Origin of the sequence: Treponema sp. UBA3813 (assembly GCA_002368605.1) — a bacterium.
In the GTDB taxonomy this organism is placed as follows: Bacteria; Spirochaetota; Spirochaetia; order Treponematales; family Treponemataceae; genus Treponema_D.
Genome location: DFEB01000043.1, coordinates 23,252 through 41,215 on the forward strand (window position 1 = coordinate 23,252; position 17,964 = coordinate 41,215).

General features: G+C 36.2%; 17 protein-coding genes and 1 pseudogene. All 18 read right to left on the reverse strand.

Going from position 1 to position 17,964, the window contains the following annotated elements:
• Positions 1–3: 3 nt before the first annotated feature.
• Positions 4–1,953, reverse strand: coding sequence for an NAD-dependent epimerase/dehydratase family protein (locus tag B2089_RS07565; protein ID WP_296323060.1), 1,950 nt, complete (start codon positions 1,951–1,953; stop codon positions 4–6).
• Between the two features lie 3 nt (positions 1,954–1,956).
• Entirely contained in the window at positions 1,957–2,901 is a 945-nt protein-coding gene (locus B2089_RS07570) for a glycosyltransferase family 2 protein (RefSeq protein ID WP_296323057.1), read from the reverse strand.
• Between the two features lie 129 nt (positions 2,902–3,030).
• A pseudogene (locus B2089_RS07575) lies at positions 3,031–3,717 on the reverse strand (NAD-dependent epimerase/dehydratase family protein).
• Positions 3,663–3,920 carry an NAD-dependent epimerase/dehydratase family protein gene (locus tag B2089_RS07580; protein ID WP_296323054.1) on the reverse strand — a complete coding sequence of 86 codons (258 nt, stop codon included), beginning with the start codon at positions 3,918–3,920 and terminating at the stop codon, positions 3,663–3,665. The pseudogene B2089_RS07575 and the gene B2089_RS07580 overlap by 55 nt, the downstream one beginning before the upstream one ends.
• Before the next feature lie 54 nt (positions 3,921–3,974).
• Complete coding sequence (locus tag B2089_RS07585; protein WP_296323042.1) at positions 3,975–4,808, reverse strand: nucleotidyl transferase AbiEii/AbiGii toxin family protein; 834 nt, start codon at positions 4,806–4,808, stop codon at positions 3,975–3,977.
• The gene (gene abiEi / locus B2089_RS12085; protein WP_296323039.1) at positions 4,801–5,358 is read right to left on the reverse strand and encodes a type IV toxin-antitoxin system AbiEi family antitoxin; all 558 of its coding nucleotides are present in this window, start codon (positions 5,356–5,358) and stop codon (positions 4,801–4,803) included. Before abiEi ends, B2089_RS07585 begins: the two co-directional genes overlap by 8 nt.
• A gap of 150 nt (positions 5,359–5,508) precedes the next feature.
• The gene (locus B2089_RS07595) at positions 5,509–6,372 is read right to left on the reverse strand and encodes a nucleotidyl transferase AbiEii/AbiGii toxin family protein (RefSeq protein WP_296323035.1); all 864 of its coding nucleotides are present in this window, start codon (positions 6,370–6,372) and stop codon (positions 5,509–5,511) included.
• Positions 6,369–6,968: a type IV toxin-antitoxin system AbiEi family antitoxin domain-containing protein gene (locus tag B2089_RS07600; protein WP_296323032.1), complete on the reverse strand. Its 600-nt coding sequence runs from the start codon at positions 6,966–6,968 to the stop codon at positions 6,369–6,371. Before B2089_RS07600 ends, B2089_RS07595 begins: the two co-directional genes overlap by 4 nt.
• A 125-nt stretch (positions 6,969–7,093) precedes the next feature.
• Entirely contained in the window at positions 7,094–7,750 is a 657-nt protein-coding gene (locus B2089_RS07605; RefSeq protein WP_296323028.1) for an HAD family hydrolase, read from the reverse strand.
• 14 nt (positions 7,751–7,764) lie between these two features.
• Positions 7,765–8,808, reverse strand: coding sequence for a class I SAM-dependent methyltransferase (locus tag B2089_RS07610; protein ID WP_296323024.1), 1,044 nt, complete (start codon positions 8,806–8,808; stop codon positions 7,765–7,767).
• Between the two features lie 156 nt (positions 8,809–8,964).
• A complete protein-coding gene (locus tag B2089_RS07615; protein ID WP_296323023.1) occupies positions 8,965–9,882 on the reverse strand; it encodes an NAD-dependent epimerase/dehydratase family protein in 918 nt (305 codons plus the stop codon).
• A 41-nt stretch (positions 9,883–9,923) separates the two neighbouring features.
• A complete protein-coding gene (locus tag B2089_RS07620) occupies positions 9,924–11,006 on the reverse strand; it encodes an FkbM family methyltransferase (RefSeq protein ID WP_296323020.1) in 1,083 nt (360 codons plus the stop codon).
• A complete protein-coding gene (locus B2089_RS07625) occupies positions 11,003–12,796 on the reverse strand; it encodes a thiamine pyrophosphate-binding protein (RefSeq protein WP_296323018.1) in 1,794 nt (597 codons plus the stop codon). The genes B2089_RS07620 and B2089_RS07625 overlap by 4 nt, the downstream gene beginning before the upstream one ends.
• A gap of 14 nt (positions 12,797–12,810) precedes the next feature.
• A complete protein-coding gene (locus B2089_RS07630) occupies positions 12,811–13,830 on the reverse strand; it encodes a hypothetical protein (protein WP_296323015.1) in 1,020 nt (339 codons plus the stop codon).
• Between the two features lie 9 nt (positions 13,831–13,839).
• Positions 13,840–14,229 carry a hypothetical protein gene (locus B2089_RS07635; RefSeq protein WP_296323012.1) on the reverse strand — a complete coding sequence of 130 codons (390 nt, stop codon included), beginning with the start codon at positions 14,227–14,229 and terminating at the stop codon, positions 13,840–13,842.
• Entirely contained in the window at positions 14,219–14,818 is a 600-nt protein-coding gene (locus B2089_RS07640; protein ID WP_296323009.1) for an SIS domain-containing protein, read from the reverse strand. Before B2089_RS07640 ends, B2089_RS07635 begins: the two co-directional genes overlap by 11 nt.
• A gap of 20 nt (positions 14,819–14,838) precedes the next feature.
• The gene (locus B2089_RS07645; RefSeq protein ID WP_296323007.1) at positions 14,839–16,338 is read right to left on the reverse strand and encodes an NTP transferase domain-containing protein; all 1,500 of its coding nucleotides are present in this window, start codon (positions 16,336–16,338) and stop codon (positions 14,839–14,841) included.
• Entirely contained in the window at positions 16,335–17,948 is a 1,614-nt protein-coding gene (locus B2089_RS07650; protein ID WP_296323004.1) for an aldolase catalytic domain-containing protein, read from the reverse strand. Before B2089_RS07650 ends, B2089_RS07645 begins: the two co-directional genes overlap by 4 nt.
• Positions 17,949–17,964: the final 16 nt, after the last annotated feature.

Here is a 17,964-nt window from a genome sequence, read left to right on the forward strand (position 1 = left end):
AATTTAATACTCCGCTCTGTATGTTTTTCTACTAGTCATTATTCTTGAAAGATTTTTTAAGATTTTGACAACAATAAAAACAAGAGAAAAAATTTTACGAATAATTTGTTTTTTATTATAATTTCTAGCTAAAATGAAAAAATCTTTTATTTCCCTTTCATTATAATAGTTCGATAACCAATTTTTCATTTCTGAGAAATCAAAAGAGCAATGCTTTTTATCATATTTTGACCTAGAATACCAGCTTGCAATGAAATCTAATGTCTCAAGACGTACAAAATCAAATGTACTCCGAGATATCTTATCAGTATTTAATAGTAATTCATTCATTTTGATATATTCATTTCCAAAAACCATTGGCAGATTATAACCGCCCTTTTTTTTTACTGATAAACTTTTCAGTATTTTTGTATCATCCACAATGTATTTTTCTGCTGCTTGATTATGGAGGAGTGTTACATGAGGAAACCAATAGTTCAGAGTCACTCCAGACTTCATTATTGAATAAAATACACTTTTATAAATTCCAAAGCATGGAGCTGCAGTTTCTATATAGCTCACATTTTTTAAAAAAGAATCAAAATTATTATACTCTTTAGGTTCTTTATTTTTTTCCTGTAAGCTGAAAAAAACAACCGTATTGCTGCCCGCATATTTAGAAACTGTATTAATCATGTAATTTAATGTTTGTTTATCATTTAAATATGTATAATCATTGAGAAGTTTTAAATATGTTCCATTAGCCATTTTAAGAGCTTCTATTAAATTCAGATATGAATATTCTGTGCTTTTTTTATATTTTATATTCTTTTTATCTGCGTATTCGTTTTCCAACAGTTTCCTAGTTTCTTCATTATCTGAATTATCTGAAATACATACTTCGAAAAGAGATGTATCAGTCTGTTGCTCGAAGATTGAATTCAAAGTTTCTTTTAGAAAGTGTGTTCTTCCGCTTGATGGAATACAAAGCGATATTACAGGCTCATGATTATCAGAATGCAACTTAGACTCTTGTAAGTTTATTAGAGGTATAATAAAACCATTTGAACGATAGTGTTGAATAATCTTTTCTATCCCTTGTTCAATTGTTGTTTTTGGGTGCCAGCCAAGGTTTTGCAGAAAACATGTATCAGCATAGGAACTCATGATTTCATCTTCACGGTAAGGTAGTTTTCCAAATTCCAGTTTCGACGATGAATCAGAAATCTTTTTTATTGTTTCTACAAATTTTCTGATTGAACAAGTTTTTCCTGTTCCTACTTCAAAAGTCAGATAATGAAAAGAATATTTTTTGTAATTATTTAATACAGCAATATATGCATCACAAACATCATCAATATAAATGAAGTCTCGCAACTGTTGACCATAAGTCAGAGCTATTGAGTCTTCTTTTTTGAATGCGATTTTACGAATCATGGCCTCAACAAATTTTGTTGGACTGTCATTTTCACCATAAATGTGTTCAAGTCTAAGATTTGCAACTTTTACTTTAGTTGCAATATATTCCAACCATAGATTCAATGTTTTTTTAGAAAGTGAATAATCTAGTAGTGTTTTATAAGTTTGATTTGGCTTATTGAAATATGAATCTGTATTTATAAAGAGTTTTAGTCCGTGTTTTACAGCTTCTTCTATAAGTGAAAGGGGAAACATCAGATTGGTTTCTAAGACTTTAGTGATTGAGACCGAGGCTTCCCTTCCATAATATGTAGCGCAGTGAATAATAATATCAATGGTATGAGAAGCAAAAAAATCCTTATAATAATTTTCATTCACGATATCTAAATCAATATATTTAATTTTTTTTCTATCAATGATATCAGAAAGTCGTACAGTATCTGAAAAACTACGCTTAAAAATTATTATATTATACTGCCCTAAATCTAGCAACTTATGGAGCAGTCGGCTTCCAAGAAATCCAGTAGCACCTGTGATTAAAATGGTTTCTTTCATTTATTAAAAATCCTCTAGAAAAAGTCCGTTAAAAGCCTTTTTTCTTGATGCAAATAAAACACTAATTACATATCTAACGGCTATACCAATAATTTCCAATGTAGTGATATTTCTTGGGGAAATTCCATAATGCTCCAAATGGAGAGTATCTCTCATAATTTTCTTATACCACATAGTAGTTATTTTTAATCCTCTTATAAATACTCTAAACCATGCAAAAATTTTTTTATTCAATGTTAATAATTCAAGATGTCCTAAATAAATCTTATATTCAGTAATTCTGTTTTTTGGCAAAAAGAATATTTGTGAAATATCATATGTTAAAGTCTTTTTTTGGGCAGCTTCTTCAGGAGTTTCTGTTATTATCAATGGATTTTTATAACACAACCCATTTCCCTCTTTACTTGAACATTCAGCAAATATGAGTTCTGTGAAGAATCCAAATGTAATATTGGAATTTAGAATTCTAGGGATAATAGAACAATTCTTTAAGAGTTGAGACTTCCAAAACATTCCACTAGGATGGCGTCCTATGTAGGCAAAGAATTTGAATCTTTCTTCTTGCGAAGTATAGATTTCATTTTCGTTTTGTGATTTTACATTTAAATTACAAAGTCCATAACTTATTGCTGGGGTTTCTGTTAAAGTTTTTAAAAAATCTTCAAGTTTATTTCCCAATACACAATCTTTATCCAAGCATATCATGCAATATTTTCCATTTGCATTTAAAAGAGCCCCATAACCATTTAGAATTCCACCAATATTTTTAGAATTTTCAATCAATCGTAATCGAGAATCTTTTATATCTTCTTTTATATTTTGTGTACCATCATTGGAACAATTATCCTGAACTATAACTTCAAAGTCTTCTCGCTTACAAGCTAATAGCTGTAGCAACATAGGACGAAGCTTTTCGTATCGATTATAGGTTGGAATACAAATTGACAAAAGTAAATTATACGACATTGTTTTTTCTCCAGTAATCTTCTTTTGGGAGTCTCATTACGATAAAAGATTTCTCTATTTAGCTAATCAGAAATGTTATTTTCCAATTTATGCATCCTTACTTAATGATGTCTAACATAATTTCTTTATTTCGTCAGAAAAAAATATCTCCGGCCTCCATCCTGTATCAATTACTAACTCTCTTATATCAGAGACCATATACATAGGTTGGTGTGGGTAATATTCTTTTTTCCCGAAATCTATTTGCAACTCAAGATTTAACAAATCTCTTAGCATTATAATGTATTCCGACAATTTTTGTCCATTACCGCTACCGAGCGGGTAGAATTTTCCGTCAACTCCTTTCTCAGATACAGCAAGGAATGCCCGAGCCGCATCATCGCAGTTCAGATAATCCCAAATCTGCTCACATTTTGTGAGTTCCGGACTTCTGCCGTTTTTCAGCTCACGAATGCAATAAAAAATCAGTGTATTCTCACCGTCATTCTTTCCGTATACGCTCAGAATTCGCATCCAGTTGAAGCGAATTCCAAGTTGCTTGCAAAGAAGCGAAGAAAGTTTTCCTGCCGTATACTTTGCGATTCAGTACCCGCTTTCGGGATTCACTGGAAGATTCGTTGTGAGCGGAACGGACTGAATGCCATACTCAGTTTGGCTTCCAGCCCCAACAAAGACAGTGCACCCACATCGTTTTGCAAGGCGAACAGCATCAAGGGTGTACTCAACATTTTTGAGTTGACAATCTACATCATCTCGTCCACCAACAGAAGTTTTGTACCATGCGAGGTGCAGGAATATGTCGTATTTTTTTTAAGTTCAAGATTCTTGTATTCAGAAATATCCGCATCAATGATATGAACGCGAGAGTCCTGCGGAATATTTTTTATGCGAGAAGAATTTTTTCTGACGATACAGGTTATGTCGTAATCCTGTTTTAATGCCTCGTGCACGATTGCAGAACCAATCATGCCTGTGGCACCTGTAAGAATAAGTTTTTTCATCAAAAATCAGACTACTTAATATCAAATTGTGTTCGATGACATTTCTATTTATTTTTACTCTAATTCGCTCAGCAGTCCGAGAAGATATTCCCACCACAACGGTGAAATAAAATTCTTCGTGAAGCTTTCTGGAAAAAGAAATCTCTTCATTTCGTTTAGGAAAGCTTCTTGTTCGGTTTTTATCTGCTCAATCCGATTTTGAAACTTCTCTTTGTAGTCAGAAAGTGAGATTTTTCTGTCGGCGAGTTTTTGTTCAAGCAGATTTTCATTTTTCTCAATGTTTTTTCTCTTTAGCCAGAAAATATCCCATAAATCGCGATTCTTTACACGGTTAGGTCTGTTCACAAAAGCAATCAATTTATCACAAAGGATTTCTTCCATACTCTCTGCATACAAAAGCAGGTCATCCGTTCCCAAATTAATACCATAATAGTTGTTTGGAATACGAATTTTTCTGTCGTGGGAAGGAAGGTGGCAAATGTCAATGTTAATCTTTTGCGATGGAAAATCAGGTTTTTCGGGCTTCGTAATCAGTTTGATTTTCCATGTATCGGTGTTTCCTTCTTCTTTTTTTGGCTCAGTTACTGTTACAGGAAGGTTATATTTTTTATTAAATTCAGCACAAAGGACACCTCCCAACTTGGAAAGAGAATCTTTCGAAAAATCAAAATCGCTTGAAAAATCCAAATCTTCGCTCAATCTTTCTGAGCCATAGCACATTCTAAGGCAAGTTCCGCCTATGAAAGTGAGTTTGGAAAGAAAATTATTCTCGTTCATTATCCGCAAGATGTCGTGATGCAAAAGTTCTTTTTCAACAACGGTTTGTAAAACTATAAGATTAGAATTTTGTTCAAGAACTTTTGAAACAAGTATGTCAAATTCATTCATACGAAAGCTCCTTTTTTGCTTCGTTGCTAATCAATTCAATTGTAGTTCGCTTAGCATCTATCATATCCTTGTAGGCTTGAACAGGTTTAGCTTTGAGCATTTTAGATTTAGTGTCCAAAAAAAGATTTTTTGAGATCCTTTCAATTTTTTTTGCAGTATGTACAAATTCAATCGTACCGAATTTTCCACAGTCTATAATTCCGGAGCGCCCGCTGGTCATAACGGTAAGATAAGAAATCATCTGTTGTGAAATATAGGAAGTTTCGCAAAGAACAGTTTCCAAACTGATGTAATTAAAACAATCAGAGCGTAATTTTGCCGCCACATGATAAAGAACATTAGGTTTTCCAAAATTTGCAAAATCAAATATATAGACTCCCTTGCAAACACGCTCCAAAATTTCTTTTGAACACGCCCTTGAAAGAATCATATTTAGATTTGAATCCGTAATATTCGGAAATATGTTTCTTAAATCGTACTTTGAATAAATAAAATGCTCCGGGGAGGAAAGATTACGCAAAGTCTTTTCAAATTGGATTATTGGCTGCATACTTCACAAATCATAACATATACTGTTATAATCTGTAAAGTATATTACAGATTTAAACATAAAAATAGAAATATCAAATAACATATATATCAACTGCCCTAGAGCAGGTTGTTTCATTTATTTCGATGACATTTCTATTTTTTCACTGAATCATTTTAAACTTGCTTTTGTAACTGCACAGAAAAAATCCCGGCTCCACAAATCAAGTTTGCGTGGGTCCTTGATAAACGGAAGAACATCATTTTTTGCATTATCAAAATCAACTGAACCAAAACGCTCGCAAAGCAAATCAATCAATTTTGGTAAAGTTAGTTCTTCTTTCGAGTGCCATTTTTCGCTTTGTTCAAGTCGTTTTTGAAGATGGCTCAGATTTACTTTTGTTCCGTGGGAAAGATACCAAAGGTAATCGTAAAAATCACGACCTTTTACGCGGTTTTTCCAGGAACGGCAAAGGACTGCGTGAATCTTTCCTGCAAAAAGAGAACCTTCATCATACAGCTGCACTGCATAAGGAATCGGAAGAAGAGCATACTTTGTTTCAAAAGAAGCTCCGTCCGGGGGATTTGTGTCAATCTCGAACCTGATTTTGATTAACTCTTTATCTGAAACACCAAGAATTTTTTCGCTTGTCGGCATGATTTTTAACAGATGGACCATAGTTCCGTCTTTTATGAACGCTGACTGAACATTGCTTATGGCTGATTTTTCTTTTTTCTCAACGCTAAGCTCAAATCCGTTAGACAAAAGCTCATCAGAAAGATAAGAAAAATAATTATCAATCTGAAAATCAGAATCTTTTTCTGTAAGAGAAAAGTCCATATCCTCAGAAAAACGATCTAGTCCATAAAAAATTCTTAAGGCGGTTCCCCCATAAAAAGCAGATTTCTTAAAGAATCCTCCTCTGGAAAGTCCACATAAAGCTACTTCCTGTATCACTTCTTTCAGTGCGTTTTTATATTCCAAAGTATTTTTGCAACCATATTTTTCAAGCATCTGCTGGACGGGTGTTGTCATGATTTTCCCCCCATTGTTTTTTGTGCAATTTTTTTCAGAATCTTCAGGTTTGTAGACTTATAAAAATCACACAAATCAAAGATAAGCGAAAAATCAGCGGAATAAAAATCTTCTTCTACAATCCTAAGATTTTCAAAAAGATATTCTTTTAATTTTTTTTCAGATTCTAAAGGACTTTGGCGATAAAGTATATCACAAAGGCTTTTCTCTTTTCCTGCAATCAAAAAGGAGCGTTCCCCTTCGTTTATTATATAAACTTCATAAGGAAAAGCCGTTTTTGGAATATCCCGATAGAGGAATGTTCCAAAACTTGAGTCAAACCTCTTTGATTTGTTCTTACCGAAGGTTGCAGCCGTTATGGATGTAACTTTTTCAGGAATCCAACCCCAATATGAAAGAGCTGTCTCAAAGGAAATATATGATGGCCCGTAAATCGCAGAAGAAAGTAAAAGAGGTGAAACAGATTTGTCTGTTTCATAAAGGCCCTTTACGACTTTTATGATTCGTCCCTGTTTTTCCAAAGAAAGTAATTTGTTTTTAGGAGCTTTGTAGTGATTCTTAAGTTCTGAAACAAGAGCAAATGCTGTATTTAACAATATGTATTTCCTCCATTAAGTTTAATTTTACTTAACTTTCCGGAGAAAAACAAGGTAATTATCAGTTAAATATAGAAATGTCAAAGAACATGGAAATCAAATTTACCTCGTGTAATTTTGATTTTTTAGCAGAAATCTGCCAATAATTGCTTCAATTCATTAACGCTATGGACGATTTTTGTGCATCCACACGCTTTTAATTCTTTTTCCGAGCCAGTTCCCCAAAGAACGCCTATTGCAGGAATATCATTTTCCAATGCCGCTTTTGCATCCGTGTCCATGTCGCCTACTCCGACAAATTTTTCATTTGGATAGTCTTTCATGCACAAAGCAAAAAGTTCTGTCTTTGTTTTTCGCTTGTCATCGCTTGATTTCATGTAGCTGTAAGGAGTCACCACGGAAGAAAAATATTTTTTCCAGCCGAGTTTTTTCAAAATGCGGTTTGTCGCCAAATCGGGTTTATTGGTAACGATGTGATGTAAAAATCTTGTGTCTGCCAAGATTTCTTCCATGCCATCAAATGGCGGTGTATGGTTAAATCCGCAGTTGTCGTAGTTATTACGAAAGGCTGAAAGAATTTGCTCTATATTTTCTGCGGATAATTGTAGTCCATACATATATCCTAAAGTTTTATCCAAAGGAGGCCCCGAACGGAAAGGTTCCAATGGTTTTATTTCAGAAAATCCAGTTTCTTTTATAGACTTAGCCAAAACTGCCTTAATTTCAGGGGCAGAATCAATTAATGTGCCGTCTAAATCCCAAATGATATGTAACTTTTGCATTTTATAATTATGTACTATACATTAAAGAGCCGTACAATTTCAATGTCAGGCGAATTATTTTTGAGAATCCGCATTAAAGTATTTTGTGCAGTGCATGTTGTAATTATAATGGTATCGATTATGCCGTTTTTTATATCATCTTTATCAAAAGTGCTAACCTCTACCCCGGCAAACTTAAGCCCATGCTTTCGTTTGTCTGAGTCATAACATCTGACGATGTTTTTCTTTCCAAGCTTTGTACTTCCAAGAAGTCTTGCTGCAGTATTACCAATTCCCCATACTGCTACTTTTGCAGTTGAAGGGATTTCATCTATTCTTTTCGAAATATTCTTTAATTCCCTCTCAGACCATTTCATATACTCTTTGAACAAGACTTTACTTGAAAGAACGGGTTCATATTTTTTTTGATTGTTTGATTTTTTCCATAAAGTTCTAAGGGATGGATATCCGCTAGGAGCAATATTTCCAATATCAAAAGGAATTTCTGCATTCAAAAGCTCATAGCCGCAAACAAGCATCAGATTCTGAAGGCTCTCAAAGGTGAACATATTGACATGCTCATCCGTGAACATTCCGTATGGCTCATCTTTCAATTTGTAATCAAAAGAAGGAACTTCTATAAAAAAATATTTTTCATTAATTTTAGAACACTGTTTTACAAAATCACAAGGATTTACGATGTGCTCTAGCGTATGCGAAAGAAATATCATGTCGAATTTCTTTTGAACAGCACTATTCATGTACTCTTCAAAAGTACCAGCAAACATTTCGACACCATAATTTTTCATTGCATTATCGCAATTCCACTTGCTAGGTTCAACACCTAAAGCATATTTATCTTTATAGAGACTCAAATTTGCACCACTTGCTGCACCTATTTCAAGAATACTTTCGAATACTTCATTATTAGCTTTTAATGAATTCTCAATAAAAGATTTTTGCTCAACACACCGATTCATATAAGTTTTTGAAACACTTACTTCCTTGCTATCAAATTCGTATTTACTAAAGTTTTTATATTGCTCATCTAGTTGTTCTTGAGTCAAAGGATTTTTCACAAATATGAATCCACAATTTTTGCACTGACAAATCTCTTGAGTATAATCTCCAAGTCCAATTAACTCTTTTAATAAAGAGTTATACCCCCCCCCCGACATTTGTATGGCAAATATTACATTTTTTTATGATATTTTTATCCATTTTACAGTATCTCCTTATTTCATTGTTTTTAATTCTTCTGAAGTGATGATTTTCATTATTCCATCTTTAAATAACATTTCTATTTTCCATCCTGTATCCGCAGTAAGTTCAGAAATATCCGCCACAAGGTACATCGGTTGGTGTGGATAATAGTCTTTCACTCCAAATTTTGCAGGAATTGATGGAGCTAAATACTTCTGTATATCTTCTACATATTCACAAAGTTTCCTTCCACAGCCACTTCCAAGAGGGTATATTTTTCCAGCAACTCCATGTTCTGCAACAGCCAGAAAAGCTCTAGCAGCATCATCACAATGAAGATAATCCCAGATCTGCTCACACTTTGTAAGTTCCGGACTTTTACCAGCTTTAAGTTCACGAATTACATAACTTATTAAAGTATTTTCACCGTCATTTTGTCCATAAACACTCAAGATTCGCATCCAATTAAATCGTATTCCAATTTGTTTACAAAGCATCCCTGCAAATTTTCCTGCTGTATATTTAGCAATACCATAACCACTTTCTGGGTTTACCTGCAAATTAGGGGTAAGTGGCACTGTCTGTACACCATATTCTGCCTGACTGCCAGCTCCAATAAATACAGAACATCCGCATCGCTTTGCAAGCCTTACAGCATCCAATGTATACTCAACATTTTTAAGCTGGCAATCTACATCATCACGTCCACCCACAGAAGTTTTATTCCAGGCAAGATGCATAAAAACATCATAAGTATCATCAAGTTCTAAAGTATTGTAATCACTAATATTACAATCAATAATTTTTACCCTCTCATCTTTTGGAATATTATTTATACGAGAGGAGTTCTTTCTAACAAGACATGTTATTTCATAATCTTGTTTTAAGGCTTTTCGGATGATAGCAGAGCCAATCATTCCTGTAGCACCGGTTATAAGAATCTTTTTCATTACTTTTTTCCTGATACTGTTCTCTACGGCTGAGACTGTTCTCAAGTCCAGGCGTAGAGAACAGTATCAGCTAATGTATTCGAATGATGCCGAACGGCCATTCTGGCCTCTGGCATCATTCGTTTTAATAAAAGCGGTATAGAATAAAAATCTGTCGAATTATGATAAATACAAACCGCAACACAAGGTTGATATTTTTTTATTGTTTTTTCAGCGCCAAGCAACATTTTATACTCATAACTTTCAATGTCAGCTTTCAAATAATCAATTCTTTCACTTATAACATCGTCCAAAGCAACGATTTTTATGCTTGTTCCTTCTGCAGAACTTCCTTGTATAATTTTCGAGCCAAGCCCATTATTTGCCGAATATTCTTGAACGACACCTTCCATGGAGATGTCACTTACACCATAAGGTAGAAGTGTAATCTTATTATCTGACAAATTCCATTCTTTTTTTAATCTCTCTGTTCTGAACTGCATTGCCTTATAATTGTTTTTATCTGGTTCAAAACACATTATTTTATCTACAACGCCATCTTTATTCCAAATATAACGCTCCATGCTGTCACCAACATAGGCGCCGCAATCTACAAAAACACTACCGATATTCTTGTTTGTGAATTCATTCCAGCAAAAATACTGATCTTTTGTCAGCAAATCACAGTCTGGATATTCGCCTTTTAATCTGCACCAAAGCATATTCGCATATACATCTTTTGATTTTTGGTCAAAAAGCATATCATAAACCTCAAGAACTTCTTTTGCATGATTTTTTAATATTGCCTCTTCCATAAGGCAACTTTCAATATTAAGTTCGGAAAGTTTTTTCCTCATTTCCTTAATAAAGGCTGGCTGAGGTGTATTTATAAGAACAAGTACATCCTCCTGTCCAGCCAAGCTTTCAGGGCCCACACAAGGCTTACCAAACATTTCTTTTCCCCAATTTACAGAGTTTGAATTAGTATAACCTTTTATCTGATTATAAAAAAATTCACGGCTTAAGCCCTCTTGAAAAAGTTGTGTTGTATTGCCCCCCCCCATTATATACAATGTTTTGTTTTTCAAATTAGAAATGTTCTGTTTTAAAAATTTTTCAATATCAGCCCTAGTAAATTGTTTCATATTGCCTCATTTTCTCCAATCATATTTTTATTAAATTCATCACGTTCCAAAAGTGGTGACATATCTTCTAGCGGGCGGCTTGCCATTTGTCCGTCTTCTTTCATGTAATTTGTCTGACGCGGAAGTATTTTTTGGCCAATAAAGACTTTGACGTTACAAACACAAGGTCCGTCGTAAGAAAGAACAGCCTCTATAGTTTTATTTAAATCATTTTCATCAGATAATTCAAAACATTTTATACCAAAACCTTCTACGACAGATTTCATTTCTGGCATTCCAAGTCCGCTATCTTTAGTGCATCCTGTAAGGCGTTTAAAATTGCCATTCTGGGAATTATAAATCATTCCATAACCGTCATTACAAAGTATAAAGATTTTTACAGGAAGATTCAAATATTTCAAAGTTGCAAGCTCCTGTACATTCATCAGAAATCCGCCATCACCTGTTATGCAAACAGTCCTTCGCTTGTTTCCAGCAATGCAAGAGCCTATGCATGCAGAAAGATCAAATCCCATAGAAGCTAGTCCTTTTGTAAGAAATGCCCTCTGACCTTTTTTAATTCTAAACGAATACATAGAAATATCAGCGCCTGTACCAGAACTTGTAAACTGAAAAATATCATTAGAAGTCATTTTTCCGGTTAGGCTATCAACAAGCTTATATGTGTTAATTCCCTGCCCGTCCGGAGTCTGTTCAGAAACAAAAAGTGGATATTTTGCCTTTATATTATGGCAATAGTTCCACCATTCAGTTCGCTCTTTGTCTTCGATTTTGTCTTTGTTAGAAAGCATCTTTTGTAAAAAAGATTTTGCATCTGCATGAATTTTGAGATAAGGATGAACGCTGCATTTATTCATTTCGTTTTTATCTATTTCTACCATAACATGTTTGGCTTTTCGTAAAAAGCTTTCAAAATCATAACCAGTAGAAAGCAGATTAAGACGAGTTCCTATTGTCAGCACAAAATCAGCATTCTGCTGGATAAAATTTGCATGTCTGTGGCCAACTGCGCCAGGCCGGCCGAAAAACAATGGATTATCATCTTCAATTAAGTCTACGCCATTCCACGTTGTCATAACAGGAACATTAAGTTTTTTTATAAGCTCTTCCATTTCTGGAATTGCATTTGCAAGACGGATACCGTTTCCTAAAACAACCAAAGGTCTTTCTGCTTTATTAAAAAGATCCATTGTTTTTTTCACATCACTTTCTTTACATTCATACAAAGGCATTTTTTTAGTAAAACGAGGTAATCGTTCTGGCTCAACTTGAGAAGCCTGAATATCAAGAGGAATATCCAACCACACAGGTCCCGGCTTTCCTTCTTTTGCAATTGCAACCGCTTTATCAAGTTCATAAAGAATATCTTCAGGTTCTTTTATCTGAACAGCATATTTTGTTACAGATTTTACAAGCTCGACAACATTCACTTCCTGAATGCCAAACTGCCGGATTTTCTGGTTGCGAACTAAATCTGCTCTTTTTGCCTGTCCTGAAATAAAAATGACAGGCGTCGCGTCAAGCCATGCTCCCGCAAGACCTGTAATAGTATTTGTAGCACCGGGACCGCTTGTTACCACGCATACACCAAAATTACCGCTTATGCGGGCATACGCTTCTGCCGCAATCGCACAGGGCTGCTCATGGAGCATACAAATCGGCGTAAGATTTTTATTATGCCCTAGAGAATCATCAAGGTGCATTGCTCCGCCGCCTGGCAGATAAAACACATGCTTTACGCCAAGTGAGGAAATGTAATCAAAAGCAAAATCTGAAACCTTTACCTTCATTTTATTCTCTACCTTCAAGACAATATTTCATTTAATGAGTCTTTATTGTAAACAAACTCTTTTATATCATTAACTTCAAACATTTTATTAAGAGAAAACATTTCAAAAAAAATTTTATTAGGATAAATAACGATAAGTTTTTCTCCTAGTTTATATAATAAATCGCAAAAACCACTTCTAATTGATATGACAGTCTCACATTGAATTGCTATTCCCAAAGCAGTTTCCAGATCTGCATTTAACCAAGAACAACTCTTTGATAAATAGTTAATTTCAGAAACAGCATTATACACAACATTAAAACCCTTCTGTTTATAATATTCTGCTATGGTGTTCCAAAAAGTTTTATCTATGGCAAGTGTTGTGGCAAGTGTTGCGGACTCTGGAGCCAACAGAACTGTTTTTTTCAACAGTTTTTTTTGCGGTAGAAGAGAATAGTTCAATTTGCGTGAAAACTTAGTAGAGGAATTTAAATAAAATGTAAATCTTGTACAAGCCAAAAAATCATTTATTTTTTTCGTAGCCCACTCTGCCTTCCTGTTTCTCATATAGTCCAAATGCGCAATAAAAAAACTTTTTTTAGAGGGTTTTAAACTAATAAGTCCTATATCTCCACAACATTTTTTCCAATTTCCAAAAAAAATATTAAACTCTGGCATATTAAAAATATCAAAAACACTATTTACTAGCAAATAATTTTCAGGTTGTTCATTCAATAATTTGGGAATAACTGAATGACTTTTTCTAAGAACTGTAAAGATTCTGACATTATTCTGTTTCTCTATCTCGTCTTTATACATGAAAAATAACATTGTATCCCCTAGCGAAGCTGGTAATAAAGCAATGCAAAAATCATTTTCGATTCTATTATCTAAAACATCTGTCAAGGAAACATTTTCATTTGATAAAGTTTTTTCATTTAGGGGAATAAGTTTTTTTAACTCATTTATATAATAATTCCTAGCAAACTTGGAGATAATAAAAAATCTTGACAACTTTATCTTCAATTTTAATATAAGTGTTCTCTTGTTCATAAAATATTATTAAACCTCTTTGTTAATTATAAAAGTGGGGACATTAAAAGAATCTCGTTTTGTACAAATTGCATAAGCCATTTTTAAACCGCTAGGTTTATTATCATTTATTATAACTCTTTCCCCGTATGGGGCTTCATAAATAATTGAATTATAGTGAATATTATGTTGTTTTAAAAAGGATTCCGTTTGTATTGCGTAATCTTTTTTTCTTGATGTAATAAAGATAATCATATCATTAGGAGAAATAGATTGGAGAAATTCAAGACTTCCTTTAAGAAAAGAATCATGCCCATCTAGTTTATAGCCATTGTGTTTTAAAATAGTGCCGTCTAAATCCAAAATCCATGTTTTTGGAAGAGTTGAGAATTCAATCGTTTTTTCTAACTTATCTAACATTTTTCAGTTGCACTCCAATATGTCCACCAGGATGATTTTTCTTAAAATCTGAAAGCGTTACTCCGCGTCTATTAGCAATTTCCATTGCCAAACCTTGCAAAACTATAAGGTTGACTGTTGTTGAGTTATTAGGAATAATATTCCATTTGTCACCTTCATTCTCAAGTTCCAAAGATATTACCCCCCCCCTATAATTATGTATAGCTTTTTCAAGTTTTGAATTTTTAGTAAAAGTTAAAAGCCAAATTATACAATTCCGTTTTTCAAGCAAAGTTTCTAGATAAACAGACTCTTCGGTTTCACCAGATTTTGTAAGAATGATGACAATATCATCTTCTTTTACCATGCCAATATCACCATGAACTGCACTATTTGTATTCATAAAAACAGCTGGCTGACCGACAGAATTCATCGTACCAACAAATTTGTCACAGACTGGAACATTCTTTCCAAGTCCAGACACAATTATTTTATGCCCGCTTTCAATTGCATTCACACACGCTTCGGTAAGAGCGTTGAGTTTTTCGTAATCTAATGAATTCACGGATGCTGAAATTGTTTTTATTATAGAATCAAAATACTCTTTCATATTTTTCTTATTGTGAGCAATTAGCCCAAAACCTCCTCTAGATAATAAAGCCCGTTGTAGAACGCGCCGCAGATTGAGTCGTAGTCATGCCATGCGTAGGTGGTGAGCGAAAGCCAGATTATCGCGTGGAGAGCCTTTATCTGTTTTCTTGAAACCTCATTGCCAAGCAGTTCAAAGAAGGATTCCTCCATGTCTTCCCAGTGGTTCGAGTCGATTTTGAGTTCAACATCGCGCTCGCGGATGTCAAGACGGAACCGCTTTAAATTGAACTGGTCGTAGTTCCCCACGACAGAGTAGTAGACCTTCGCCCAGTCATAAGCCGTGTCACCGTACAGCTCGGTTTTCCCGAAGTAGCCGCGCGGGTCAATCAAAACGGGGCTTCCGTCGGTGCGGAGCATCATGTTTGAAAATGTGCAGTCGCCGTGAATCAAGCGGAATTCAGATGGGTAAAATGAAGCAACGATTTTTTCAAGCTCCTCCCAGTGGTAGAACACATTGCGGCAAGTCCTGCCGTTCACCGTTACGGTCTTGTCGTTTGCGAACGGAACAAGATTCCGCACTTTTTCAAGGCGCGCCTTTGTTTTTCCGATGTATGCGTCATCATAGCTTTCTCGGTCGGCAGGGGCAGACTCCAGCGTCTGCACCGACTTTAGGCAGCCGATTATTTGGGAAAGAATCTGTTTTTTTTCGTCAGAACTGATGGTGGAGTATTCGTAAATGTTCTTGCCGTCGATTTTTTCCATAGTGAGCGGGTCGAGCGCGTAAATCTTCGGAATGTTTTTGAAATTCTTATCGGCGACCTTTGCGTACCACGCTTTTTCGCGGACGGCAAGCTTTTTTCCCTGCTCGTCTATTCCTTCTTTTATGATGCGGTCGCCTTGCATTGTCATGCGGTTGAACGGGCGGCATTTTTCCGTTGCAAGCTTTTCATATTCAGAGAGAAGCCCGAATTCGCGCGTCCGTGCAAGCGGAAGCTCCTTAAAGGCGATGTTCTTCCCCGAAAGGTAGCGGACGAATTCCCCTGAGCCGGGAACATCAAAAATCCGTTTTTTGTCGCTGAAAATGAAATGCCCCGCCACGCCGTGGTTTTCGCTCGGCTCTTCGGCAAAAGCACCGCCCTCGTACTTCCAGCGGCACTTGAAGCCGCGCGACACGCCGATGTAGTCGGCATTTTCTTTTGGAAGCGCGTAGTCCTCGGGAAGAATCAAATCGCACCAGGTAAGCATGAACGGCTCGTTTTCTGGAATGAGCGCAAGCGCGTCCGAAAGCCCCGCGCATGTACCGGGCTTTCCCGCACCGTCAACAATTTTGTAGTCTACATCGGCAAATGCGGCGAGATATTTTTTCAGCACATCGATTTTGTAGTCGCCGATGACGATGAATTTTTTCTCGGGGAACTGGCGGAACAGATGGAAAATCATTGGGAGATTCTGCACGGGCAAAAGAGCCTTCGGTTTGTTGCGCGTAAGATGCTCAAGGCGAGTCCCTTTTCCGCCCGCCTGCACGATGATAAATTTCACTTTATTGCTCCTTCAAATATGCTCTCAGTTACAAACTGGATGCTCATCTTTCCTTTTGTAGACAGCAAAAAATCGGTGAACATATTCTCAATCTCTTTGTTCAGTTCGTCCCATTTTCCGTCAGGGTTCAAAGTCGGAAGAGAAACATCTGCATAGCTCTCATTGTATGCGGTCTTAAAACCGTCAAAGCCTGCGATTGCGACATTCTGGACTTCAAGCTTGCTCAAAAGTCGGAGGACACAGATAACGGCATTGTCAAAGTGTTCCCAACCGCGCTTTATGACGCTGTTGAAGTTCACGATAATTTCATCATTTTCGCCAGAAGTTTTGATATTTGAAAGAAGGATTTTCTTCAATCCTGCCAGTTTCTTTCCGTAGGCTTCCTTTGCATACTGGTAACGCACGGAATTGATAAAGCTGACAAAATCGCACTCATAGTTCTTATGAACTGCATTCACCGCAATGACGACAGGTTTTTCGGATTCTATGAACCTCTGGACTTTCTCCTTCTCAGAAACAATCGTCTTTCCGGGAGCCAAGAGCAGTATCGTTCTACCTGCGAATTCCTCGCGCAAAGCCTTTAGTGCAAGAGAGTCGTCAATAATCCTGTCTTGATTCTCCATGTAGCGTTTTTCAAGCAAGTCATAGTCATAAGCCCTTCGTTCTGACTGGGAGAGCGATGCGATGATGTTACTCATATCCTTTGCGTTCGTGCGGTGGTTTTTCTGTAGGTATGCGATGTTGTTCACATGGCACTGGTACACGCCCGCAATGAAATACGGCGTTGAGTATCCCCACGAGTATTTTTCTTGAATGCCCGTCATGTACATGTCGATGGCATCAAGGATTTCGTTCATGTCATAGTTCTTGTGATGCTTTCGGTTCAGGTAGTTTGTCATAAGCTCTGTGGTCGTATTTCCCGCCCCACGTCCCATGCCACATAAAGAAGCATCGGCAATGGCATCGCGCCCCGCTTTTTCTGCAAGCTCCACAAATGTTGAAGACAGCGCAAAGGCAAGCTGCTGGTTGTTGTGCGCATGGAAACCGATTTTTATGTCTTTTGAAAGTTCCCTGTCAAGAATTGAGAAGATGCGCTCAAGGTCGTCCTCATACATCGCGCCGAAAGTGTCAACGATTGAGACTGCGACAGGTTTCACTTTGTTCATGGCTTTTGCTAGTACAAGCAAATCGTCATCGGAATAGGCAAGCGTGTTCGCAGCCTGAAAGAATACCTTGTATCCTTTTTTCTTAATCTGCTCCCCGATAGCAATGCCTTCCTCATGCTTGCCGTGCGGAAACACGACGCGGATTGCGTCAATAGATTTTCCGTTATACTGCGGAAGAACAGAATCGTCATAGCGGTTGTAGTCAATCATCGCAACATAAGTAGCGGAAGATTTCTTCTCTAAAAGATACGGTTCGATATCTGACGGCACATGGAAATAACTGCTTCCTTCTTCATGCGGGGTGTCTTTGAGCCAGCCACATTCGATGATTTCCGCATTGGCATCTTGCAAATGTTTAATTATACCTTTTAATGCTGGCTCGCCAAATTCCGAATTATTTACATATGCACCATCACGAAGGGTACAGTCTAAAAGTTGAATCATTTAATAAAAACCACCG